The following is a 22,777-nucleotide window of genomic DNA, read 5'->3' on the forward strand; positions in this document are numbered from 1 at the left end:
CCTAAGGGAAAGGATAACGCAAATGTATCTGTTCTTGGCATTTTTGTTGGTGCCCATCATCGAGATCGCGCTGTTTATTCAGGTTGGCGGGTTGATCGGCTTGTGGCCAACCCTTGCCATCGTAGTGCTAACGGCGGTTTTGGGCACTGTTTTGGTGCGGACACAAGGTCGCATGGCGTTGGGAAACCTGCAACGGTCGTTTGCCGAACTGGACGACCCGACCGAGCCGCTGGCCCATGGTGCGATGATCCTGTTGTCGGGCGCTTTGTTGCTTACACCTGGATTCTTTACTGATGCCATTGGATTTGCGTTGCTTGTTCCCGGCGTGCGGGTCGCGGTTTTCAGGTATCTCAGATCGAAAGTCACCGTTACCCAGTTTCAGATGGGTCAAGGCCCCGGTTTTCAATCTCGCGGAAACCCGTTCGATCAGGGTGACATCATAGATGGTGACTTTACCGAGGTCCGCCCGAAAAATGATCCGTCAAAGCCGTCTAAATGGGTGGAAGGCCCCCACCGGCATTGAGGTGCCGCGTCCAACTTGATAAGCAGTGGCGAATTTCATTTTTGGAGTAGATCCATGGCCGAAGAAAAAGCTGCAGAAAACACTGCGGCCAAAGCCGCCCCGCAAGTTCAGATGCGCGTTCTGGGGCAGTTCATCCGCGACATGTCCTTTGAGAACGTGATGGCCCAGAAGGGTGTTTCCGGTGACGTACAGCCCGAAATCGCGGTTCAGGTGAATCTGGACGCCAAGAAGCGCCCGGCTGACCACCAGTTCGAAGTGTCGATCAAGCTGAACCTGACATCCAAAGCCAAGGGCCTGGAAGACGTTCTGTTCCTGTGTGAACTGGACTATTGCGGCCTGTTCCACGTGGAAGGTGTGCCGGAAGACCAGCTGCACCCGTTCCTGATGATCGAATGCCCGCGGATGCTGTTCCCGTTCCTGCGCCGCATCGTCAGCGACATCACTCGCGACGGCGGTTTCCCACCGGTGAATCTGGACAATATCGATTTCGTCGCCCTGTACCGCAACGAATTGATGCGTCGTCAGGCCGAACAGTCCCAGAAGACAGACGCCTGAGGGTTCGGCCCGTGCCTGACGGGTTCAGGTGCGGGTCCACAGGGCATTGTCGCCCAGTTTTTCTATGAATGCATCATGTGCCGCGCGTTCATCCTCGGTAATACGAGACGGCAGTGGCGTTGCTCGTGGTGCCGGTCGCCAATCATCGCTGCCGCCTGCCACGGATGATGCAGATGTTGACAGTCCAAAATCGGGCTGTCGTCCTCCGATCAGCTCAAGATAAACCTCGGCCAGGATTTCAGAGTCGAGCAACGCGCCGTGCAGTACACGGTTCGAGTTGTCGATATTGAAGCGACGGCAAAGCGCATCCAGTGAGGCCGGAGAGCCGGGAAACCGTTTGCGCGCAATTGCCAGCGTATCCAGCGCCTGTTCCATCGGGATGAGCGGGGCACCCATCCATTTCAGTTCGGCATTCAGGAACTTCATGTCGAAAGATGCATTGTGGATCACCAGCCGCGCATCGCCGACGAATTCGCGAAAAGCGTGACCGATCTTGGCAAAAACCGGTTTGTCTTTCAGCGTCACTTCACCCTTTTCGGGCGGGCGTGGGTTTTCCAACAGGTCCGGGCCGATGCCATGCACGCCAAATGCCTCTTCCGGCATCGAACGTTCGGGGTTGATGTAGACGTGATACGTCTCACCCGTTGCGACGTGGTTCCACAGTTCAACGGCGCCGATTTCCACGATCCGATCACCGCTTTCGGGATCGAAACCCGTGGTTTCGGTGTCGAGTACAATTTCACGCATCTGCCATCCCCGCCCGTATCTGCCTGACCACATCCTGCACCTGCGCGCGGGCGTGGTCCAGAGTGTCGGTCACGATGACGTAATCCGACCGCGCGCATTTTTCTTCATTCGGCATCTGCTTGGCGCGGATTTGCTCGAACTGCGCCTCGGTCATTGTGCCCCGTTCCATGACACGCCGCTTTTGCTCGTCGGCCGGGATCGAAACACACGCCACCGCGTCCATTGCCGCGTCACCGCCCGTTTCAAACAGAAGCGGAATATCGAACACCAGGATGTCACGTGTCGCGCTTTCACGAAATGCCGCGCGGTCAGCAGCGACCAGAGGGTGGACGATGGCTTCGATGGCCTTCAGCGCAGCAGGATCGGCGGCAATTATCTGTTTTAGCGACTCCCGGTTGACCGCACCGTCCTGAATGGCCGACGGAAACAATCGTTCCATGGGGCCAACGGCCGCGCCCCCCCTAGAATACAGGCGATGCACCGCCGCGTCCGCATCCCACAAGGCACAACCTTTTTCGACGAACATCTGCGCCGTTGTGCTTTTCCCCATGCCGATAGAACCGGTCAGGCCAAGCGCAAAACTCATGCCAAGGCCGCCGCACGCGCATCAGCATCAACTTCGGGGCGCACGCCGAACCAGCGTTCGAAACCAGGCACTGCCTGATGCAGCAACATGCCCAGCCCATCGACTGCGGTGCATCCTGCCTGTTCAGCGGTTTGCAACAGGCGGGTTTTCAATGGCGCATAAACCAGATCTGTCACCACGGCACCGGGCTGCAACCCATCAAGCGGAACCCGCAATTCCGGTTGGCCCTGCATGCCCAACGAGGTGGTGTTCACCACGAGTTCTGCGTTTTCGATGACATTTCCGGCCTGAACCCAATCCACCACGCGGATACGTTGACCGAATTCCTCTTTCAGATGATCCGCACGGGCGCGGGTTCGGTTGGTCAGCAGGATTTCCGGAACACCCGCGTCAGATAATGCCTGCAACACGGCGCGCGCGGCCCCTCCGGCCCCGAAGACAACAGCCGGTCCGTCCTTTGCATTCCAGTCCGGAGCACCAGTGCGAAGATTCTCCATGAACCCGTACCCGTCAGTGTTATCCGCGTGGATCGAGCCATCTTCACGAAACACCAGAGTGTTCGCCGCACCTATCACTGTTGCGCGGTCAGACGCATGATCCGCGATCTTCAAGGCGGCTTCCTTGTGGGGAACGGTCACATTGGCGCCGACAAAACCCGCCCTGGGCAGGGTGCGCAGCACAGTTTCCAGGTCGGCGGGTGCCACATCCATCGGGATGTAATGACCGGCAAGACCGTATGTCTTAAGCCAATGACCATGCAGTTTGGGGGATCGTGAGTGACCAATGGGATGTCCAATCACACCGGCCAAAGGAACCCGATAGTCCGTCATTGATCGATTACCCCTTTGACAGCCAGAAAGTTGAGCAGCTCCAACAGGGGCATACCCAAAACGTTAAAATAGTCGCCGTCAATGGTGGCGAACAGGCGGACACCTTCTTCCTCCAGCTTGTAAGCTCCGACGGCGTGGCGGATACTGTCCCAGTTTCGCGCGACGTAATCTTTCAGATAGGCGTCGGAACTGGCCCGCATCCGCAATCGTACCTGCCCCACATGCCGCCAGACCGGCTGAGCATTCTGATAGATCACCGCTGCGGACAAAAGCATGTGACGCTTGCCTCGCATGGCTTTCAGCTGGGCCAACGCCTGTTCGGGGGTTTCCGGCTTTGACATCAGTTGACCGTCAAAATCCAGAACCTGATCACATCCCAGAACCATGGCACCGGGATTTTTGTCACTGACCTTCCGCGCCTTCATTTCTGCGAGTGTATCGGCAATGTCCCGTGGTGATGCGTTTTCAGCCAGCAGGGCGCGTTTGGCCGTCTCTTCATCCACACGCGCGGTTTGAACCACAAACGGTACGCCTGCATTTTCAAGCAGCTGCGCGCGAATGGCGGACCCGGAAGCAAGAAGAATGGGGACAGACATGTGGAAAACCCCGTGCGCAAATCATTGAGAGTTCAGGGGTGCTTTGTATGGTTTTCCGGTTGACACGCAACCCCGGGGATTTCGCGCCAGAGATCCCAGAGTCGCTCAAATCTCATCCCGTCCGGACAAGGATAAGTCGGTTTCTCTGGAAAACCCCGATATCCCAAATTCTCCTACCAGTTATCCCCAAGCGGAACGAGGAATACTGTTATTAAACTATTGATTTTAAATGATAGAAATATCCACCAACAGAATCACCTGAAAAATTCCGTGCTCTGTCCACCTGGGGAAAACACTTGTGTAAAAAAGTAATCCACGGATTTTACTCACCCTACAAAACCATCATCCTTTTTCTTTTCTTATTTTTTTATTAGGGAGGGTCCCGAACAACGCCCGGAGCCGAAATGACCGATCTTCTGTTCACTTTGTACCCATGGGTGAAGTCACTCCATATCATGGCGGTGATTTCGTGGATGGCCGGCCTGTTCTACCTGCCCAGGTTGTTCGTCTATCACGTCGAAAAGGCGCAGGCCGTCGAAGGCGCACAGGACATTTTCTTTGAAATGGAAGAAAAGCTGCTGCGTGTGATCATGAGACCCGCGATGATCGTTGCGTGGGTTTGTGGTTTGATCATGGTGTTCACGCCCGGCATCGTGGGATGGGACTGGAGCTGGCCTTGGGTCAAGGGCGCTGCCGTGATCGGCATGACCTGGTTTCATCACTGGCTGATGGCGCGACGCAAGGATTTTCTGGAAGGGCGAAACACGCTCAGTGGGCGGCAGTTTCGCATGATGAACGAGGTCCCGACCGTTTTGATGGTTGCCATCGTTCTGGCGGTTGTTCTGAAGTTCTGAGGGCATGTTTGACTCCGCCCCGCACTGCGCTTATGTAGGGGTCAACACGCCCGTCCGGGCGGCGTATCTTCCATACTGAAATTCCACTTCGTGCCGCGCTGTCAGCGGTGAAGGTATATATCATGACAACCGAATCCCTGAATCTTGCTGACCTGAAAGCCAAAAGCCCCAAAGACCTTCTGGCGATGGCCGAAGAGCTGGAGATCGAAAACGCCTCGACCATGCGCAAGGGCGAGATGATGTTCCAGATCCTGCGTGAACGCGCCGATGAAGGCTGGACCGTTGGTGGCGATGGCGTGCTTGAAGTGCTTCAGGACGGATTCGGCTTCCTGCGCTCGCCCGAGGCGAACTATCTGCCCGGCCCGGATGACATCTACGTCTCACCCGAGATGATCCGCCAGCACTCATTGCGGACAGGGGATACCGTGGAAGGCGAGATCAAAGCCCCGGATGAGAATGAGCGCTATTTCGCGCTGACAAAGGTGACCAAGATCAACTTCGAAGACCCGGAAAAGGCCAGGCACAAGATCCTGTTCGACAACCTGACGCCGCTTTATCCGGATGAGCGGCTGAAGATGGAGATCGAGGATCCGACCATAAAGGACAAGTCTGCACGGGTGATCGACCTGGTCGCGCCGATCGGCAAGGGCCAGCGGTCGTTGATCGTGGCGCCGCCGCGCACCGGTAAGACGGTGATCCTGCAAAACATCGCGCACTCGATCGAGCGCAACCACCCGGAATGCTACCTGATCGTCCTGCTGATCGACGAACGCCCGGAAGAAGTCACCGACATGCAGCGTTCAGTGAAGGGCGAGGTGGTATCCTCGACCTTTGATGAACCCGCGACGCGCCACGTGGCTGTGTCGGAAATGGTCATCGAAAAAGCCAAGCGTTTGGTCGAACATAAACGAGATGTTGTCATTCTTCTTGATTCGATCACAAGACTTGGTAGGGCATTTAACACAGTGGTCCCATCCTCGGGTAAAGTTCTGACCGGTGGTGTGGACGCAAACGCCCTGCAACGGCCCAAGCGTTTCTTTGGCGCGGCGCGGAATATTGAAGAGGGTGGCTCGCTGACGATCATCGCAACCGCACTGATTGATACCGGCAGCCGGATGGACGAGGTCATCTTTGAAGAATTCAAAGGTACTGGTAACTCGGAAATCGTTCTGGATCGCAAGATCGCGGACAAGCGTGTGTTCCCGGCCATCGACATCCTCAAATCCGGCACGCGGAAAGAGGATCTTTTGGTCGACAAGGGCGATCTGGCCAAGACCTTCGTTCTGCGGCGTATCCTCAACCCGATGGGCACGACCGACGCAATCGAGTTCTTGTTGTCCAAGTTAAAGCAGACAAAGACAAACAGCGAATTCTTCGATTCCATGAACACCTGACACTGGTCTTTAACTCTAGCGAGGCCTTCGAATGGATACGATATTCGCCTTGGCCAGCGCGCAGGGCAAAGCCGGGGTGGCGGTCATCCGCCTCTCGGGTCCGGACTCTCATTCAGCTGCGGCGCGCCTGACGGGTGGTGCGCTGCCAAAGCGTGGCATGGTCCTGCGCACTCTGACCGATCATGGCGGAGCACGTTTGGACGACGGATTGGTCTTGACCTTCCAGGCCCCGGCCAGTTTTACCGGTGAGGACGTGGCCGAGCTTCAGATTCATGGAAGCACCGCCTCTGTTAACGCCGTTCTGCGTTGCCTGTCGGATACGGAAGGATTGCGCATCGCTGAACCGGGTGAGTTCACACGACGGGCGCTGGAAAACGGCAAGATGGACCTGACTCAGGTCGAAGGCCTGGCCGATCTAATCGATGCAGAAACGGAAGCACAACGTAAGCAGGCTCAGACCATTCTGGCGGGCGAGCTGGGCACGTTGGCTGAACGGTGGCGTCGGGATTTGATACGGGCTGCGTCCCTGTTGGAGGCCGTCATCGATTTTGCTGATGAAGAAGTTCCAACCGATGTGACGCCGGAAGTGCGCGAGCTGATCCAAGGCGTCATGTCGGACCTTCATCGCGAAGCAGATGGCGTCAAGATTGCCGAGCGAATTCGTACAGGGTTCGAGGTTGCGATCGTCGGCCTTCCAAATGCGGGAAAATCCACTCTTTTGAATGCTTTGGCAGGCCGTGAGGCGGCCATTACTTCGGAATATGCCGGGACCACGCGCGATGTGATCGAAGTTCGAATGGATCTGGCTGGTTTACCGGTGACCTTGCTGGATACGGCAGGCCTGCGAGAGACCGAAGATCATGTCGAAAACCTGGGTATCGAGCTTGCGCGCAGCAGAGCAGAGGCCGCCGACCTTCGCGTTTTCCTGTCTGAAACACCGAAGGACCTGGGGGTGGAGATGCGGGAAGATGATATACATGTTTTGCCCAAAGCAGATCTTAGAGGGATCGGGGAAAAGGGTGTTTCAGGGAAATCTGGCCAGGGAATAGATGCGTTAGTAGACCAGATATCGTGTGTTTTGCGCCAACGAACCACTACCCATGGTATTGCAACTCGGGAACGTCACCGCATTGCAATTACCAGAGCATTGGATTCACTCACATCTGCAATCTCGGTTCTGGAATCAGGCCCAGACCTGTATGATATAGCGGCAGAGGAGCTGAGAACCGCCATACGCGCCCTTGAATCCTTGGTGGGCAGAATTGACGTGGAAACTCTGCTGGATGAAATCTTCTCCAGCTTCTGTTTGGGAAAATAAGGAGTGTTTCACGTGAAACATTCGAAGTTTGATGTCATCGTCATCGGCGCAGGTCACGCCGGAACCGAGGCCGCTCATGCATCTGCCAGAATGGGTGCTACAACTGCGCTGGTGACGCTGTCCGCAACGGACATTGGCGTCATGTCCTGCAATCCAGCGATTGGCGGTTTGGGGAAAGGCCATCTTGTGCGTGAGATTGACGCTTTGGATGGCGTCATGGGTCGGGTGGCGGATCAGGCGGGCATTCAGTTTCGATTATTGAACCGTCGAAAGGGGCCCGCCGTTCAGGGGCCGAGAGCGCAGGCGGATCGCGCCCTTTATCGTCTTGCCATGCAACAGGTAACGGAGAAGCAGGATAACCTGTCCGTCGTTGTCGGCGAGGTTGTCGATTTCCTGATGAACGGCGAAAAGGTTGCAGGTGTTGTTCTTTCCGATGGATCAGAACTTTCCGCGCGTGCCGTTATTTTGACGTCCGGTACGTTTCTAAGGGGCGTCATCCATATCGGTGACGTGTCTCGCCCAGGAGGGAGAATGGGGGATCGGCCTTCCATCAAACTGGCTGAGCGGTTGGATGGATACGATCTTCCCATGGGGCGATTGAAAACCGGAACACCACCGCGTCTGGACGGGCGGAGCATTGATTGGTCCGATCTTGAAAGGCAGGACGGCGACGATGAACCAACCCTGTTTTCTTTCATGTCGAAATCCGTTGTCGCGCCCCAGATTTCTTGTGGAATTACGCATACAAATGCGCGAACTCATGAGATCATTGCGGCGAATCTTTCGAAATCTGCCATGTATGGCGGTCACATCGATGGGGTAGGCCCGCGTTACTGCCCTTCGATCGAAGACAAGATCGTACGCTTCGCCGACAAGGAATCGCATCAAATCTTCCTTGAACCCGAAGGGGTCAACGACCACACAATCTATCCGAACGGCATATCGACATCTCTGCCCCAGGATGTTCAGCTGGACTACGTGCGGTCGATCAAAGGCTTGGAAAATGCAGAGATTCTGCAACCGGGATATGCAATCGAATACGACTATGTTGATCCGCGCGTCCTGAGTGCTTCTTTATCCTTGCCGGCTGTTCCCGGACTATATCTAGCGGGCCAGATAAATGGGACCACAGGATATGAGGAAGCTGCGGCTCAGGGCATGGTGGCCGGACTCAACGCGGCGTTAGAGACCCAAGGGCGGGAGCCTATCCATTTTACACGATCCGACAGTTATATTGGCGTAATGATCGACGATTTAACAACTCGAGGAGTTGCCGAACCTTACCGCATGTTCACGTCACGCGCGGAGTTCCGGCTATCTCTGCGTGCCGACAATGCTGATCAACGGCTGACTCCGCTTGGTTTGGAATTGGGGTGCGTCGGAGAAGGGCGCAAGGTTCAGTTCGAAGATAAAATGAACCAACTTGAGAGTGTGAAGTCAAAGCTGACGGAACGCACTTATACGCCTAAGGAAGTTCTCGCTGCCGGTATAAACGTTAATCAGGACGGAAACCGAAGGGATGGGATGGCAATTCTGGCGTTTCCCGATACCTCATTTGAAGATTTGTTGCCTCTCGTTCCTGATTTGCAGGACGTTGACCCAAAGATCAGGCTTCAAATCGAGAGGGACGCCTTGTATGCCAACTACATTGCCAGACAAAAGCGGGATGTCGAAGCAATGAAGCGGGATGAATCCTATGTTATCCCGAATGAGTTCGACTATTTTGCCTTGGACGGCCTGTCTTCGGAGATGAAACAGAAGCTGTCGCAGGCGAAACCCGCCAATATCGCTCAGGCAAGCCGTGTCGAGGGCGTTACTCCGGCAGCGCTGACGCTCGTTCTGGCAAAACTGCGCCGGGATCAAAGAGCTCGTCAGGCATGATGGTTGATTATTCGAAGTTTGAAGACCTGAATGTTTCACGTGAAACATTCGATCGCCTCGTGACCTATGTTGATCTGGTGAAGCGTTGGAATTCTAAGATCAACCTCGTGTCTAAGAACAGTTTGGAGCATATCTGGGATCGGCATATACTTGATTCGGTGCAAGTCTATCGGTGCGCTGACAGTTTTGACACCTGGGCAGACCTGGGCAGCGGAGGCGGATTCCCTGGTATGGTCTGCGCCATCATCGCTGCGGAAGAAAACCCAGGCGCCGCATTCAATATGATCGAGAGCGACCAGCGGAAATCAGCTTTCTTGCGCAGTGTTGCGCGGGAATGCGGCATAAAATGCACGGTGATCTCAAAAAGGATTGAATCGGTTGATCCTTTGGCTGCAAGCATAATTTCTGCTCGAGCATTGGCTGACTTGCGCACCCTGTTGTCCTTTTGTGACAGGCATTTACACACCAACGGGACAGCGTTGTTGCCCAAAGGCGCAAATTGGAAAAAAGAGCTGGAAGACGCACGTGAGGAATGGAATTTCGAGGCTGAGGCGATTACAAGTTTAACTGAACCTCAAGCCGTTATCCTTAAGATAAATGGAGTATCACGTGGTTGATTTGTCTCGACCTTCAGGGCCTCGGATAATTGCTGTTGCCAATCAGAAGGGCGGGGTCGGAAAAACAACCACAGCGATCAACCTTGCAGCAGGATTGGCCGAATCCGGGTGTCGGGTGCTGGTGGTTGACCTTGACCCGCAGGGGAACGCTTCGACAGGTTTGGGTGTCGAAGATCGAGACTGGACAACTTATGATTTGATCCTCGACGACGCGCCATTGGAAGCCGTCGTTCAGGAGACTGAAATCGAAGGTCTTTTCGTTGTTCCGGCGACCGTTGATCTGAGTTCCGCCGATATTGAACTGATCTCCAACGAAAAACGCAGCTATCTTTTGCATGATGCTTTGAGGCAGCCAGCCATAGATGCGTTTGAACTGGATTTCGTGCTTATTGACTGCCCGCCATCCTTAAACTTGTTGACCGTGAATGCAATGGTTGCTTCGCATTCGGTGCTTGTTCCGCTGCAGAGCGAGTTCTTTGCTCTTGAAGGGCTTTCACAGCTGATGCTGACGATTCGAGAGGTCCGCCAAACGGCGAATCCAGATCTGAGAATCGAAGGTATTGTGTTGACCATGTATGACAACCGCAACAACTTGTCCCGTCAGGTTGAAAAGGACGCGCGTGACAATCTGGGTGAGATGGTCTTTAAAACGAAGATACCCAGAAATGTGCGGGTCAGCGAAGCGCCGTCATATGCGCTGCCTGTTTTGCAATATGACTCGGGATCGCTTGGGGCCATGGCCTATCGGCATCTTGCTCGTGAGATCTTGCACAAGAACAATAAGACCGCTGCCTGAGCGGGAACGAGGAGGGCGACATGAGCGCCAAGAAAGCAAAGTCCAGAGGTTTGGGGCGGGGGTTGTCTGCCCTTATGGCGGATGTGAATCCTGAATCAGAAGGCCGGATTTCAACGGATGCACGCAGACCGGATCTGAAAGTCCCGATTGAAAAGCTGAAAGCCAACCCCAACCAGCCGCGCAGGACATTCATGCCCGAGCAGTTGGACGAGCTGGCAGCGTCGGTTAAGGAAAAAGGTATTATTCAGCCGTTGATCGTTCGCTCGACGGGGTCCGATGAATACGAAATCGTCGCGGGGGAACGCCGTTGGCGCGCGGCACAGATGGCGCAGCTGCATGATATCCCGGTGATTGTGCGTGAATTCGATGATACGGAAGTGTTGGAAGTTGCGATTATCGAAAACATCCAACGCGCGGATCTGAACGCGGTGGAAGAGGCCGCCGGCTACAAGCAGTTGATGGACCGGTTTGGTCACACACAGGAAAAGCTCGCCGAGGCCCTGGGTAAAAGCCGCAGCCACATCGCAAATCTTTTGCGGCTTCTGTCCTTGCCGTTGGATGTTCAAACCCTTGTTATTGAAGGAAAATTATCTGCGGGCCACGCCAGGGCGCTGATTACGGCGGAAAATCCGTCGGAACTTGCGAAACAGATCGTCAAGGATGGCTTGTCGGTACGCGCAACCGAGGCTCTGGTCAAAAAACAGCAGCAAGGCACTGCCGAGCGTTCTGCGCCGCGCTCCAGAAATCTGGATGCTGGAAAGGATGCAGACACACGTGCGTTGGAAAAAGACCTGTCCGCGATCCTGGCGATGAAAGTTTCAATCAATCACAAGGCCGGAACGGAAACGGGACAAGTTGTTCTGACCTACGAAAACCTGGATCAGCTGGACGACTTGTGCGCCAAGCTCAGCCGTTAGGCCGTGACCAGATAAAGATCATGACACCGCCCAGCACAACCGCCTGAATGATCAACACAAAAGGCGGTGCTGACAACAAAACAGAGAGTCCAAAAACGGCGGCGATCGAGACGGTTGCCGCCTTTTTTGCGGCTGGTCGAATGGCACCGGAACTTTGCCAATCAAGAATCAGTGGCCCAAAAAGGTTATGGGTCACAAGCCAATTGTGCAGCTGCGAGGATGAGCGGGCGAAGAAAAACGCGGCAAGCAGAAGAAAAGGCACCGTTGGAAGAAGGGGCAGGACAACTCCAACAGCCGCCATAGCAACACAAAGCAATCCCAGTCCGGCCCAAAGATACTGCATGCTCAGTCCAACAGCTCCCGGATGACTGCGTTCAATACGGCGCGCCCGTCTGATGTGGCGATGAGGCGCCCGTTGCTGCGCCGAACCATGTTGATGTCGGTCAAATGATCTATGGCTTCAGAAGGAAGAGAGCGGCCAGACAAGGCTTGCCACCTGTCCATATCTAGTCCCTCAGTAATTCTCATACCCATCATAAGGTATTCATTTGCCTGATCTTCAAGGGGCAATGCGCTGCGGTTCTTTTCACCATTGCATTGATTCGCGGCATCAAGCCAACGCTGGGGGTTCAGATAGGTTTCGGTCGCGTATTTCCGACCATTCAGGGTAATCCTCCCATGGGCGCCGGGGCCGATGCCCACATAGTCGCCATACCGCCAGTAAATCAGGTTGTGCTGCGATTCTGCGCCCGGTCGGGCATGGTTCGAAACTTCATAGGCCGGCAAGCCATGTGCTTCGCAGATTTCCTGTGTGGCCAGATACATGTCGGCGGCACTGTCATCTTCGGGCAAGCCGCGTAACTTACCGACGGCGTATCGATCGCCAAAGGCCGTCCCGTCTTCGATCGTCAATTGATAGAGCGACAGGTGGTCGATGGCCATCGATAGCGCTTGGGTCAGTTCCTCTTGCCAGGCGTCCAGTGTCTGGTGTTGGCGCGCATAGATCAGGTCAAAGCTGACCCGGTTGAAACAGTTGCGGGCGATGTCAAAGGCGGCGCGGGCCTCTGCCGCGGTGTGGATGCGACCCAGCCGCCTCAGGTCTTCGTCATTCATTGCCTGAATGCCCATCGAAACCCGGTTCACGCCCGCATCGCGATAGGCGGCGAACCGCCCGGCCTCGACCGAACCGGGATTGGCCTCGAGCGTGATTTCCATGTCATTGGCGGGCCGCCACAGGGCGCGGGCGGTGTCGATCACGGCGGCCACGGTCTCGGGCGCCATCAGTGACGGGGTGCCGCCGCCAAAGAAGATCGTGTTCAGAACCCGGTCGGGCGTTTCGGCAGCAGATCGCTTGAGTTCGGACAGATATGATCTAAGCCATTGTTTTTGGTCGATATTTTTTGAAACATGGCTGTTGAAGTCGCAATAGGGGCATTTGGCCTCGCAAAAGGGCCAATGCACATACAGGCCAAAGCCCCCGTTGCGCCAATCATCCGCCAAAGCAGCCTTTCACGAACATTTCCACCGCGCGACCGCGATGGCTGATCTTGTTCTTTTCCCAGCGATCCATCTCAGCAAAGGTAATGTCGTAGCCGTCGGGGACAAACATCGGGTCATAGCCGAACCCATCCTTGCCGCGGATCGGCCAGACCAGATGACCGGGCGCGACGCCTTCGAACACTTCGTCGTGCCCGTCGGGCCAGGCCAGAACCAGAGTGCAGCGGAATTGGGCCGTGCGAGGGTGCGGCGCGTTTTTTGCTTCGAGCTCATCATGGGCGCGAGTCATGGCCATCAGAAAATCGCGGCCATTTCCGGTTTCGGCCCAGTCGGCCGTGTATACACCCGGCGCGCCGTTCAGCGCGTCGATCGTGATCCCGGAATCGTCCGACAGGGCGGGAAGTCCGGTGGCCTGTGCGGCGGCGTGGGCCTTGATCCGGGCGTTGCCGACAAATGTGTCTTCAGTCTCTTCCGGCTCAGGCAGGTCCATCTCGGCCGCGCCCACGACCGTCACGCCAAAGGGCTCGAGCAGATGGGTCATCTCCTCAAGCTTGCCTTTGTTGTGGGTGGCGACCAGCAATCTGTCGCCGTCGAACTTGCGGGTCATGCGGTGGCGGCCTTTTGCGCGGCCGCCAGTTCGGAAACGCCTTTTTCCGCCAGATCCATCAGTTGATCCATTTGGGTGCGGCTGAAGACCGAGCCTTCGGCGCTCATCTGCACTTCGATCAGTTTGCCGGATCCGGTCATGATGAAGTTGCCGTCGACGCCGGCTTCGCTGTCTTCCGGGTAATCCAGATCCAGAACCGGTTGACCGGCGTAAATTCCGCAGGACACAGCTGCTACAGGGTCCACTAGGGGGTCCGAGATTACATCGCCCGCTTTCATCAGCTTGTTCACCGCCAGACGCAGCGCAACCCAACCGCCGGTGATCGAGGCGCAGCGAGTGCCGCCATCGGCCTGAATCACATCGCAGTCCACGGTGATCTGACGTTCGCCCAATGCAACTCGATCCACACCGGCGCGCAGGGCGCGGCCGATCAGGCGTTGGATTTCGACCGTGCGGCCCCCTTGTTTGCCCGCGGCCGCCTCGCGCCGCATCCGCGTATTGGTGGCACGGGGTAGCATGCCGTATTCGGCTGTGACCCATCCCAGGCCCGAGCCCTTGATAAACGGCGGCACGCGATCTTCGATCGTAGCGGTGCACAGAACATGGGTGTCGCCCATTTTGATCAGGCAGGAACCTTCGGCATGTTTCGTGACTCCCGTCTCGATTGAAACGGCACGCATTTCACTTAAATCTCTTCCAGAGGGTCGCATCGGAATTCCTTTGTTTGCTGGGTTGGGGATAACGCCCCGCAGCGTTACGATGCAACCCCGATTGACCTTTCATTTGCCTGCTATTTAATGACGAACGAGCAGGGGAACACGGATGAGCGAAGCGAGCAAGATTCTGGACGAGATGAACGACCGGTCACGCGAAGTGTTCCGGCTGATTGTCGAGAGCTATCTGGAAAGCGGAGAGCCCGTCGGCAGCCGTACTTTGACGCGTACGTTGTCAGAAAAAGTCAGCGCTGCAACTGTCCGCAATGTGATGCAGGATCTGGAGTTTCTGGGCCTTCTGGATAGCCCCCATGTCAGCGCCGGCCGAATCCCGACGCAGCAAGGCCTGCGAATGTTTGTGGACGGATTGCTTGAGGTCGGTGACCTGGGTGCCGATGACCGGCAGAAACTGGAGCAGACATTAGGCTCTAACACGGGTGATGTTGGTGGAATGCTGGACCGTGTCGGCTCTGCCTTGTCTAACGTGACACAAGGGGCCTCGCTGGTTCTGACGCCCAAGCATGAATCGGAAATCAAACATATCGAATTTGTTTCTCTGGGCCATGATCGGGCTTTGGTGGTTTTGGTTTTCTCGGACGGACATGTGGAAAACCGGCTGTTCACGCCGCCGCCTGGGCAAACACCCAGTTCCATGCGCGAGGCCGCGAACTTCCTGAACGCACTTATCGAGGGACGGACACTCAGCGAAGTGCGGCGGCAAATGCAGACGCAGATCGATGCGCGCAAGCAGGAAATCGACACTCTGGCCCGTGAGATGGTCGAAAGCGGAATGGCCGTTTGGGACGGAGACGGAAGCGACTCGGCCCGTTTGATCGTGCGCGGGCGCGCGAATCTTTTGAACGAACCCGGTCAGGCCGAGGAACTTGACCGCATCCGCACCCTGTTCGATGACCTTGAACGCAAGCGAGACATCGCCGAATTCCTTGAATTGACCGAGGAAGGCGAGGGTGTGCGCATTTTTATCGGGTCTGAGAACAAACTTTTCTCACTTTCGGGTTCCTCTTTGGTGGTGTCTCCTTATATGAACGCTGATCGAAAGATAATCGGTGCGGTGGGGGTCATCGGACCCACACGTCTGAATTATGGGCGGATCGTACCGATCGTGGATTATACGGCGCAACTGGTCGGCAAGCTGATATCCGACCGGAGCTAGAGGGTAAAAGATGGCAGAGCCGAAGAATGAAGATTTTCTGGACGATATCGCAACCGCCGAGGCCGAAGAGCTGGCCGAAGAGCTGATGGATATCAGTGAAGAAGAACTGGAACTGGACGCGCTGCGGGCCGAACGGGATGACTATAAAGACAAGTTCATGCGCGCGCTGGCGGATGCCGAAAACATGCGCAAGCGCAGCGACAAGGCGCGCCGCGATGCGGAACAGTATGGCGGATCCAAGCTGGCCCGCGATATGCTACCCGTCTATGACAACATGAAGCGCGCCCTGGAAGCTGCGACGGATGAGCAGAAAGAAGTGGCTGCTGGTTTGCTGGAAGGCGTCGAATTGACCATGCGCGCCTTGAAGGACGTGTTCCAGAAGCACGGAATCGAAGTGATCACACCCGAAGTGGGCGACCGGTTTGATCCGAACGTGCATGAGGCCATGTTCGAGGCGCCTGTCCCCGGAACCAAGGCAGGAGACATCATTCAGGTGTCCGCCGAAGGGTTCATGTTGCACGATCGTCTGCTGCGCCCGGCACAGGTGGGCGTGTCGTCAACCCCGGCAAGCTGAAACGCGCCCAAGGGCGCGTGCCTTCGGCGAGAGTATTTGGGAAAAGATGAAGGGGCGGTCAGGATCTGGCCGCCTCTTTCAGTTTGTAGATCAGATCGAGGGCCTCGCGCGGGGTCAGTTCGTCCGGCAGGATCTGGTCCAGCATATCGGTGACTGGCGACGCTTTCGGGACCGGCTGCGGCGGGGGCGGTGAGGCGGAAAACAGCGGCAGATCGTCGATCAGCGCCTTCTGCTTGCCGCCCTCGCGTTCCGTTTTCTCCAACTGGTCCAGAACCACGCGGGCGCGTTCGACCACGGATGCGGGAAGCCCGGCCAATTGCGCGACCTGCACGCCATAGGAGCGGTCGGCGGCGCCCTTGTGGACCTCGTGCAGGAATATCACCTCGCCGTCCCATTCCTTGACCGCGACGGTGGCGTTTTCGACGCCTTCCAGTTTACCGGCCAGCGCGGTCAGCTCGTGGTAATGCGTGGCGAAAAGCGCGCGGCAGCGGTTGGCGGCGTGCAGATGTTCCAGCGTGGCCCAGGCGATGGACAGGCCGTCATAGGTGGCGGTGCCACGCCCGATTTCGTCCAGGATCACTAGCGCCCGGTCATCAGCCTGGTTGAGGATGGCGGCGGTTTCCACCATCTCGACCATGAAGGTCGACCGGCCCCGCGCCAGATCGTCGGACGCGCCTACGCGGCTGAAAAGCTGGCTGACCACGCCGATATGCGCCTGCTCGGCCGGGACGTAGCTGCCCATCTGGGCCAACAGGGCGATCAGCGCATTCTGGCGCAGAAAGGTCGACTTACCGGCCATGTTCGGACCGGTAAGTAACCAGATGGCGGCGCCGTCCTCGGCGCTGAGGTTGCAGTCATTGGCGATGAAGGCATCGCCCGATTGCTGGCGCAGCGCGTGCTCGACCACAGGGTGGCGGCCCGCGACGATGTCGAAGGCGCGCGATCCGTCCACCAGCGGGCGGCACCAGTTCTCGCCCCGCGCCAGATCGGCCAGCGCGGTGGTTAGGTCCAGCTCGGCCAGCCCGCGCGCGGCCTGATTGATGCGGGCAGCCTGCGCCAAAATTTTGTCAGAAAGCCTTTGATAGAGCCGCTTCTCGATCTCCAATGCCAAATTGCCGGCGTTCAGGATGCGGGTTTCGATCTCGCTGAGTTCAACCGTGGTGAACCGCACCTGGTTGGCGGTGGTCTGACGATGGATATAGGTCTCGGAAAATGGCGGGTTCAGCATCTTCTCGGCATGGGTGGCCGTGGTTTCGATGAAATAGCCCAGCACGTTGTTGTGCTTGATCTTCAACGAGGCGATGCCGGTATGTTCGGCATATTTCCGCTGAAACCCGGCAATGACCGAGCGGCCTTCGTCCCGCAGGGTGCGTGCCTCGTCCAGTTCGGGGTCGAAACCCGGCGCGATGAAGCCGCCATCGCGCGCCAGCAGCGGCGGGTCGGCGACCAGCGCCTGATCCAGCAGGTCGAGCAGATCGTCAAAGCCCACAAGGTTCTGCACCGCAGTCGCCAGCAGCACCGGCAGGTCCTGACCTTCGCAGATTTCGGAAATTGCCTGCGCCTGCGCCAGCCCGTTGCGGATGGCGGCCAAGTCGCGCGGGCCGCCTCGGTCCAGCGACAGGCGCGACAGGGCGCGGTCCAGATCGGGAGTTTTGCGCAGAGCCTCGCGCAGGTCCGATGCGATCAGGCTGTCTTCAGCGGCAAAACTGACCGCGTCCAACCGTCCGTGAATAACATCGAGGGTACGCGAAGGGCTGGACAGGCGCTGCTCCAGCAACCGTGCGCCGCCGGGCGTGACAGTACGATCCACCACGGATAACAGCGATCCGGCGCGCCCGCCGGACAGGGATCGAGTCAGTTCCAGATTGCGACGCGTGGCGGCGTCGATTTGCACAACACGGTCCTCGGATTCCTTGAGTGGTGTTTGCAGCAGGGGCAGTTTGCCTTTTTGAGTAATCTCCAAATAGTCAATCAAGGCACCCATCGCCGATACTTCTGCGCGCCCGAAGGACCCGAACGCGTCCAGAGCATTCACATGAAACAATCCGCAGATGCGTTTTTCCGCCGCAGTGCTGTCGAAGCTGGCTCGTCCAATTGGTGTCAGCGAAATTCCCAGATCTCGTACCGTTTCCTGCAAAGGCTGTTCCATTCCGTCGGCCACGATCAGCTCGGATGGGGCCAGCCGGGCCAGCTCGGGGCTCAGCCGGACCGAGGTCAATGGCATCACGTGAAACGCCCCGGTTGAGATATCTGCCCAAGCCAGCGCGGCCTCGTCGCGCACCTCGGAATAGGTAGCCAGAAAATTGTGACGACGGGCTTCCAGCAGGGCATCCTCGGTCAGCGTACCGGGTGTCACCAGTCGCACGACATCGCGCTTTACGACTGATTTAGAGCCTCTTTTCTTCGCTTCAGCGGGGCTTTCCATCTGTTCGCAGACAGCGACGCGGAACCCTTTGCGGATCAGTGTCAGCAAATACCCTTCGGCGGCGTGAACCGGCACGCCACACATTGGAATGTCAGTTCCGTAGTGTTTGCCGCGTTTGGTCAGGGCGATGTCCAGCGCCTCGGCGGCGTTCACGGCATCCTCAAAGAACATCTCGTAGAAATCGCCCATGCGATAGAACAGCAGGGCATCCGCGTGGGCCTCTTTGATTTCCAGGTATTGCGCCATCATCGGCGTGACGTTGGACAAGGCTGCTCCCCTCTGGCGTATTCCGGCGCGACCTTACAAACCCGGCCCCTGCGACGAAAGGTGAAAACGTATTGTCGTTGAGACGCGCCTTTGCCTGCGCTATGAGGCAAAAGCCCAACAGATGTAAAGAAACGACATATCCGATGCCCAAAGCGAAGATCACCAAAGAAGAGGCGCTGGCCTTTCACCTCGACCCGACCCCCGGCAAGTGGGAGGTGCAGGCCACCGTCCCGATGACCACGCAGCGGGATCTGTCATTGGCCTACAGCCCCGGTGTGGCTGTCCCATGTGAAGCCATCGCCGAGGCGCCGGAAACCGCGTATGACTATACCAACAAGGGCAATCTGGTCGCTGTGATCTCGAACGGGACGGCGGTGCTAGGTCTTGGCAACCTTGGTGCACTGGGCTCGAAACCGGTGATGGAGGGGAAATCCGTTTTGTTCAAACGGTTCGCCGACGTGAACTCGATCGATATCGAGCTGGACACCGAAGACCCGGATGAGTTCTGCCGAGCGGTTCGACTGATGGGGCCGACCTTCGGCGGCATCAACCTGGAAGACATCAAGGCGCCCGAATGTTTCATCATCGAACAGCGCCTGAAGGAAGAGATGGACATCCCGGTCTTCCATGATGACCAGCATGGAACAGCGGTGATCTGCGCGGCGGGTCTGCTGAACGCTCTGCATATCTCGGGCAAGAAGATCGAGGATGTGAAGATCGTTCTGAACGGGGCCGGGGCGGCAGGAATCGCCTGTATCGAATTGCTCAAGGCGATGGGCGCCCGCCATGAAAACTGCATCGTCTGCGACACCAAGGGCGTGATCTATCAGGGCCGGACTGAGGGAATGAACCAGTGGAAGTCGGCGCATGCGATCACAACCGACCTGCGCACATTGGAAGACGCGATGAAGGGCGCGGATGTGTTCCTGGGCGTTTCGGTGAAAGGCGCGGTCACGCAGGATATGGTTGCCAGCATGGCTGACAATCCTGTCATCTTTGCGATGGCCAATCCCGATCCGGAAATCACCCCGGAAGAAGCGCACGAGGTCCGTGTGGACGCCATCGTGGCGACCGGGCGCAGCGATTATCCAAACCAGGTGAATAATGTTCTAGGCTTCCCCTACCTGTTCCGCGGTGCGTTGGACATTCATGCCCGTGCCATCAATGATGAGATGAAGATCGCCTGTGCCCACGCACTTGCAAATCTGGCGCGCGAGGATGTGCCGGATGAGGTCGCCATGGCCTATGGCAAGTCGCTGACCTTTGGGCGGGACTATATCATCCCCACGCCGTTTGACCCGCGCCTGATCCACCGTATCCCGCCCGCTGTTGCCAGGGCGGGGATGGACACCGGTGCCGCGCGCCGTCCGATCATCGACATGGACGCGTATGAGCTGAGTCTGAAATCCCGGATGGACCCGACCGCCAGCATCCTGCGCGGGCTGAACGCCCGGGCGCGACAGGCGCAAAGCCGCATGATTTTTGCTGAGGGCGATGATCCCCGCGTGCTGCGTGCAGCGGTCATGTATCAGCGGTCAGGTTTCGGCAAGGCGCTTGTGGTTGGTCGGCCAGACGATGTTAAGACCAAACTAGAAGCCACGGGCCTGGGCGACGCTGTGCGTGAAATCGAGGTCGTGAATGCGGCCAACACCGCGCATCTCGAGACCTATTCGAATTTCCTTTATGAGCGTTTGCAGCGTAAGGGCTTTGACCGTAAAGATATTCACCGTCTGGCCGCACGGGACCGGCACGTGTTTTCCTCGCTGATGCTGGCCCATGGGCATGGTGATGGTCTGGTCACTGGCGCAACCCGCAAGTCCGCGCATGTGCTCGACCGGATCAACCATGTGTTTGATGCCGATGCCGCCAACGGTGCCGCCGGAGTGACAGCTTTGCTGCATAAAGGTCGGATTGTCCTGATTGGCGACACTTTGGTACATGAATGGCCCGACGAAAACGATCTGGCGAATATTGCCGAACGTTCGGCCGCAGTTGCCCGGCATATGGGGCTGGAGCCGCGCGTGGCTTTTGTCAGCTTCTCAACCTTTGGCTATCCGGTGTCAGAACGTGCTGAAAAGATGCACCGCGCCCCGGCTGTTCTGGATCAGCGCGGCGTCGACTTTGAATACGAGGGTGAAATGACGGTGGATGTCGCCCTGAACGTCGAACAGCAAGCGGCCTATCCGTTCTCGCGTCTGACCGGTCCGGCGAATATCCTGATCGTTCCCGCACGGCACTCGGCCAGCATCTCGACCAAGCTGATGCAGGAAATGGGCGGTGCCACCGTGATCGGGCCGATCCTGTCGGGCGTCGACAAGCCGATTCAGATTTGCTCGACCGTCTCGACCGCGAACGATATTCTGAACATGGCCATTCTGGCCTCGTGCGACATCGGGTAACCCATGACAATCTGGAACCTCGGCTCGATCAACGCGGATATGGTCTATGACTTGCCGCATCTGCCTGCGCCAGGGGAAACTCTGGCCGCCCGCGGGCTGGACCGGTTTCTTGGCGGGAAAGGTGCCAATATGTCAGTGGCGGCTGCGCGGGCCGGATCACGCGTCAGCCATATCGGTGCCGTCGGGCATGATGGGCGCTGGGCGAAGGATCGACTGACGGAATATGGTGTGGACACACGCTATATCTCTGAGGTGGATCTGCCGACCGGGCACGCGATCATTGCGGTGGACGCCGAGGGTGAGAACCTGATCATCCTCTATCCGGGGGCCAACCATGCTTTGGATATCAGCCATCTGGGGCAGGCGCTGTCATCGGCAAGCACCGGTGATCTGCTGATCTTGCAGAATGAAACCAACGCACAGGTCGAAGCTGCGCAATTCGGGCGCAAACTTGGATTGACCGTGTGTTATGCCGCTGCACCGTTTCAGGCACAGGCGGTTCAGGCGGTTCTGCCCTATCTGGATTTCCTGATCCTGAACGAGATCGAGGCCGAACAATTGCGGCAGGAAACCGGGGTGGGTGCGGCTGACCTGCCCGTGCGGCATGTCATTGTCACGCTGGGCTCAAAAGGTGCCCGGTATTTGCAGCAGGGCAATGACCCGGTGGAATTTTCGGCCCACAAGGTGCAGGCCGTGGATACCACCGGGGCAGGTGATACTTTTACCGGCTACGTGCTGGCTGGAATGGATCGGGGAATGCCGATGGAACAGGCCATTCTGCAAGCGAACCGCGCCGCTGCCCTGATGGTCACGCGGCACGGGACTGCGGATGTCATTCCCGATCTGAGAGAAGTGCGCGGCGCGTCCTTCGATTAAGAGCCGGAGAAAGGCGCATCTGAACCCCAAAGCTGTTTGACACGCGCGTCACGGCCACAGGCTTTGCGATATGCTTTATAGGCGTTTTGCTGACGTTTCGGCCCAAAGCGGGTAAAGATCAGCTTGTTCCCTTTGTAGTAATCCTGATGATAGGCCTCGGCAGGGTAAAACGTGCCCGCGTTCAGGATCGGGGTGACCACCTTTTGGCCCAATGCCCGCTCTGCGTCTTTCTTCGCCTGTTCCGCCAACGCCTTTTCGCCCGGGTTAGAGACGAAAATTGCGGTTCGATAGCTGTCGCCCCGGTCGCAGAACTGACCACCGGCATCCGTTGGGTCAACCGAGCGGAAGAACATGTTCAGCAGCGTTTCACGTGACACCCGGGCCGGATCGAAAGTGATCTGAACCGCTTCATAATGGCCAGTGCCACCTTTGGAGACCTGATCATAGGTGGGGTTGGCCGAATTGCCGCCGGTATAGCCCGACACAGCCCCGACAACGCCCGGTACCGATTCAAAATCGGACTCAACACACCAGAAACAGCCCCCTGCAACTGTCAGCGTTTCGGCCCCTGCCGCGGGGGCGGGCAGAGCGCGCAACATCGCAGCCAACGTGATCAGGGTGAAAAGAATGG

23 protein-coding genes are annotated in these 22,777 nt (G+C 57.3%); 13 read left to right on the plus strand and 10 right to left on the minus strand.

Going from position 1 to position 22,777, the window contains the following annotated elements:
- The first annotated feature begins 22 nt into the window (after positions 1–22).
- Together ACR0I0_RS12510 and secB are read left to right on the plus strand one after the other, a co-directional pair.
- Positions 23–523, plus strand: coding sequence for an FxsA family protein (locus ACR0I0_RS12510; RefSeq protein WP_152459621.1), 501 nt, complete (start codon positions 23–25; stop codon positions 521–523).
- Positions 524–577: 54 nt separating this feature from the next.
- Positions 578–1,078 carry a protein-export chaperone SecB gene (gene secB / locus ACR0I0_RS12515; RefSeq protein ID WP_152459620.1) on the plus strand — a complete coding sequence of 167 codons (501 nt, stop codon included), beginning with the start codon at positions 578–580 and terminating at the stop codon, positions 1,076–1,078.
- Between the two features lie 24 nt (positions 1,079–1,102).
- Here the strand turns inward: secB and dnaQ are convergent, their stop codons facing one another.
- Genes dnaQ through ACR0I0_RS12535 form a run of 4 tightly spaced genes read right to left on the minus strand, consistent with a single transcriptional unit; the run spans position 1,103 to position 3,837 of the window.
- Entirely contained in the window at positions 1,103–1,825 is a 723-nt protein-coding gene (gene dnaQ / locus ACR0I0_RS12520; RefSeq protein WP_171724000.1) for a DNA polymerase III subunit epsilon, read from the minus strand.
- Positions 1,818–2,411, minus strand: coding sequence for a dephospho-CoA kinase (coaE, locus tag ACR0I0_RS12525; RefSeq protein WP_480491661.1), 594 nt, complete (start codon positions 2,409–2,411; stop codon positions 1,818–1,820). Before coaE ends, dnaQ begins: the two co-directional genes overlap by 8 nt.
- Positions 2,408–3,241 carry a shikimate dehydrogenase gene (locus ACR0I0_RS12530; RefSeq protein WP_171635358.1) on the minus strand — a complete coding sequence of 278 codons (834 nt, stop codon included), beginning with the start codon at positions 3,239–3,241 and terminating at the stop codon, positions 2,408–2,410. The genes coaE and ACR0I0_RS12530 overlap by 4 nt, the downstream gene beginning before the upstream one ends.
- Positions 3,238–3,837 (minus strand): Maf family protein, encoded by a 600-nt coding sequence (locus ACR0I0_RS12535; RefSeq protein WP_152459616.1) that lies wholly within the window; start codon positions 3,835–3,837, stop codon positions 3,238–3,240. The genes ACR0I0_RS12530 and ACR0I0_RS12535 overlap by 4 nt, the downstream gene beginning before the upstream one ends.
- Positions 3,838–4,241: 404 nt before the next feature.
- Here ACR0I0_RS12535 and ACR0I0_RS12540 point away from each other — a divergent pair, with 404 nt between their 5' ends.
- The 7 genes from ACR0I0_RS12540 (at position 4,242) to ACR0I0_RS12570 (ending at position 11,614) form a co-directional block, all read left to right on the plus strand.
- Complete coding sequence (locus ACR0I0_RS12540) at positions 4,242–4,691, plus strand: CopD family protein (RefSeq protein ID WP_171171524.1); 450 nt, start codon at positions 4,242–4,244, stop codon at positions 4,689–4,691.
- Between the two features lie 122 nt (positions 4,692–4,813).
- On the plus strand, positions 4,814–6,085 hold the full coding sequence (gene rho, locus ACR0I0_RS12545) for a transcription termination factor Rho (protein ID WP_171635359.1): 1,272 nt from the start codon (positions 4,814–4,816) through the stop codon (positions 6,083–6,085).
- 31 nt (positions 6,086–6,116) lie between these two features.
- Positions 6,117–7,403, plus strand: a complete 1,287-nt coding sequence (mnmE, locus tag ACR0I0_RS12550) for a tRNA uridine-5-carboxymethylaminomethyl(34) synthesis GTPase MnmE (RefSeq protein WP_171724003.1) — start codon at positions 6,117–6,119, stop codon at positions 7,401–7,403.
- A gap of 12 nt (positions 7,404–7,415) precedes the next feature.
- Positions 7,416–9,284 (plus strand): tRNA uridine-5-carboxymethylaminomethyl(34) synthesis enzyme MnmG, encoded by a 1,869-nt coding sequence (mnmG, locus tag ACR0I0_RS12555; protein ID WP_480486184.1) that lies wholly within the window; start codon positions 7,416–7,418, stop codon positions 9,282–9,284.
- On the plus strand, positions 9,284–9,901 hold the full coding sequence (rsmG, locus tag ACR0I0_RS12560; RefSeq protein WP_480491786.1) for a 16S rRNA (guanine(527)-N(7))-methyltransferase RsmG: 618 nt from the start codon (positions 9,284–9,286) through the stop codon (positions 9,899–9,901). Before mnmG ends, rsmG begins: the two co-directional genes overlap by 1 nt.
- Positions 9,894–10,697: a ParA family protein gene (locus tag ACR0I0_RS12565; RefSeq protein ID WP_152459610.1), complete on the plus strand. Its 804-nt coding sequence runs from the start codon at positions 9,894–9,896 to the stop codon at positions 10,695–10,697. Before rsmG ends, ACR0I0_RS12565 begins: the two co-directional genes overlap by 8 nt.
- A gap of 20 nt (positions 10,698–10,717) precedes the next feature.
- A complete protein-coding gene (locus ACR0I0_RS12570) occupies positions 10,718–11,614 on the plus strand; it encodes a ParB/RepB/Spo0J family partition protein (RefSeq protein WP_171635364.1) in 897 nt (298 codons plus the stop codon).
- Here the strand turns inward: ACR0I0_RS12570 and ACR0I0_RS12575 are convergent.
- The 4 genes from ACR0I0_RS12575 to rph are packed head-to-tail and all read right to left on the minus strand — an operon-like array spanning position 11,604 to position 14,428.
- On the minus strand, positions 11,604–11,957 hold the full coding sequence (locus tag ACR0I0_RS12575; RefSeq protein ID WP_480486181.1) for a YbaN family protein: 354 nt from the start codon (positions 11,955–11,957) through the stop codon (positions 11,604–11,606). The genes ACR0I0_RS12570 and ACR0I0_RS12575 overlap by 11 nt on opposite strands.
- A gap of 2 nt (positions 11,958–11,959) precedes the next feature.
- On the minus strand, positions 11,960–13,114 hold the full coding sequence (gene hemW, locus ACR0I0_RS12580; protein ID WP_480491664.1) for a radical SAM family heme chaperone HemW: 1,155 nt from the start codon (positions 13,112–13,114) through the stop codon (positions 11,960–11,962).
- Complete coding sequence (gene rdgB, locus ACR0I0_RS12585; RefSeq protein WP_171635366.1) at positions 13,104–13,718, minus strand: RdgB/HAM1 family non-canonical purine NTP pyrophosphatase; 615 nt, start codon at positions 13,716–13,718, stop codon at positions 13,104–13,106. The genes hemW and rdgB overlap by 11 nt, the downstream gene beginning before the upstream one ends.
- Positions 13,715–14,428 (minus strand): ribonuclease PH, encoded by a 714-nt coding sequence (gene rph, locus ACR0I0_RS12590; RefSeq protein ID WP_171635367.1) that lies wholly within the window; start codon positions 14,426–14,428, stop codon positions 13,715–13,717. Before rph ends, rdgB begins: the two co-directional genes overlap by 4 nt.
- A 112-nt stretch (positions 14,429–14,540) precedes the next feature.
- On the opposite strand from rph, the gene hrcA reads away from it, so the two are divergent.
- Complete coding sequence (gene hrcA, locus ACR0I0_RS12595; RefSeq protein ID WP_152459604.1) at positions 14,541–15,605, plus strand: heat-inducible transcriptional repressor HrcA; 1,065 nt, start codon at positions 14,541–14,543, stop codon at positions 15,603–15,605.
- A 10-nt stretch (positions 15,606–15,615) separates the two neighbouring features.
- Entirely contained in the window at positions 15,616–16,179 is a 564-nt protein-coding gene (locus tag ACR0I0_RS12600; protein ID WP_171116719.1) for a nucleotide exchange factor GrpE, read from the plus strand.
- Between the two features lie 58 nt (positions 16,180–16,237).
- Here ACR0I0_RS12600 and mutS read toward each other — a convergent pair whose 3' ends face one another.
- Complete coding sequence (gene mutS / locus ACR0I0_RS12605; protein ID WP_480491788.1) at positions 16,238–18,853, minus strand: DNA mismatch repair protein MutS; 2,616 nt, start codon at positions 18,851–18,853, stop codon at positions 16,238–16,240.
- 161 nt (positions 18,854–19,014) lie between these two features.
- On the opposite strand from mutS, the gene ACR0I0_RS12610 reads away from it, so the two are divergent.
- A complete protein-coding gene (locus ACR0I0_RS12610) occupies positions 19,015–21,270 on the plus strand; it encodes an NADP-dependent malic enzyme (RefSeq protein WP_171724010.1) in 2,256 nt (751 codons plus the stop codon).
- A 3-nt stretch (positions 21,271–21,273) separates the two neighbouring features.
- Positions 21,274–22,146, plus strand: a complete 873-nt coding sequence (locus ACR0I0_RS12615; RefSeq protein ID WP_480491666.1) for a ribokinase — start codon at positions 21,274–21,276, stop codon at positions 22,144–22,146.
- Here the strand turns inward: ACR0I0_RS12615 and msrA are convergent.
- Positions 22,143–22,745, minus strand: coding sequence for a peptide-methionine (S)-S-oxide reductase MsrA (gene msrA / locus ACR0I0_RS12620; RefSeq protein WP_480491790.1), 603 nt, complete (start codon positions 22,743–22,745; stop codon positions 22,143–22,145). The two genes, ACR0I0_RS12615 and msrA, sit on opposite strands and share 4 nt — an antisense overlap.
- Between the last annotated feature and the right edge of the window lie 32 nt (positions 22,746–22,777).

Source organism: Ruegeria sp. AG6, assembly GCF_056541565.1.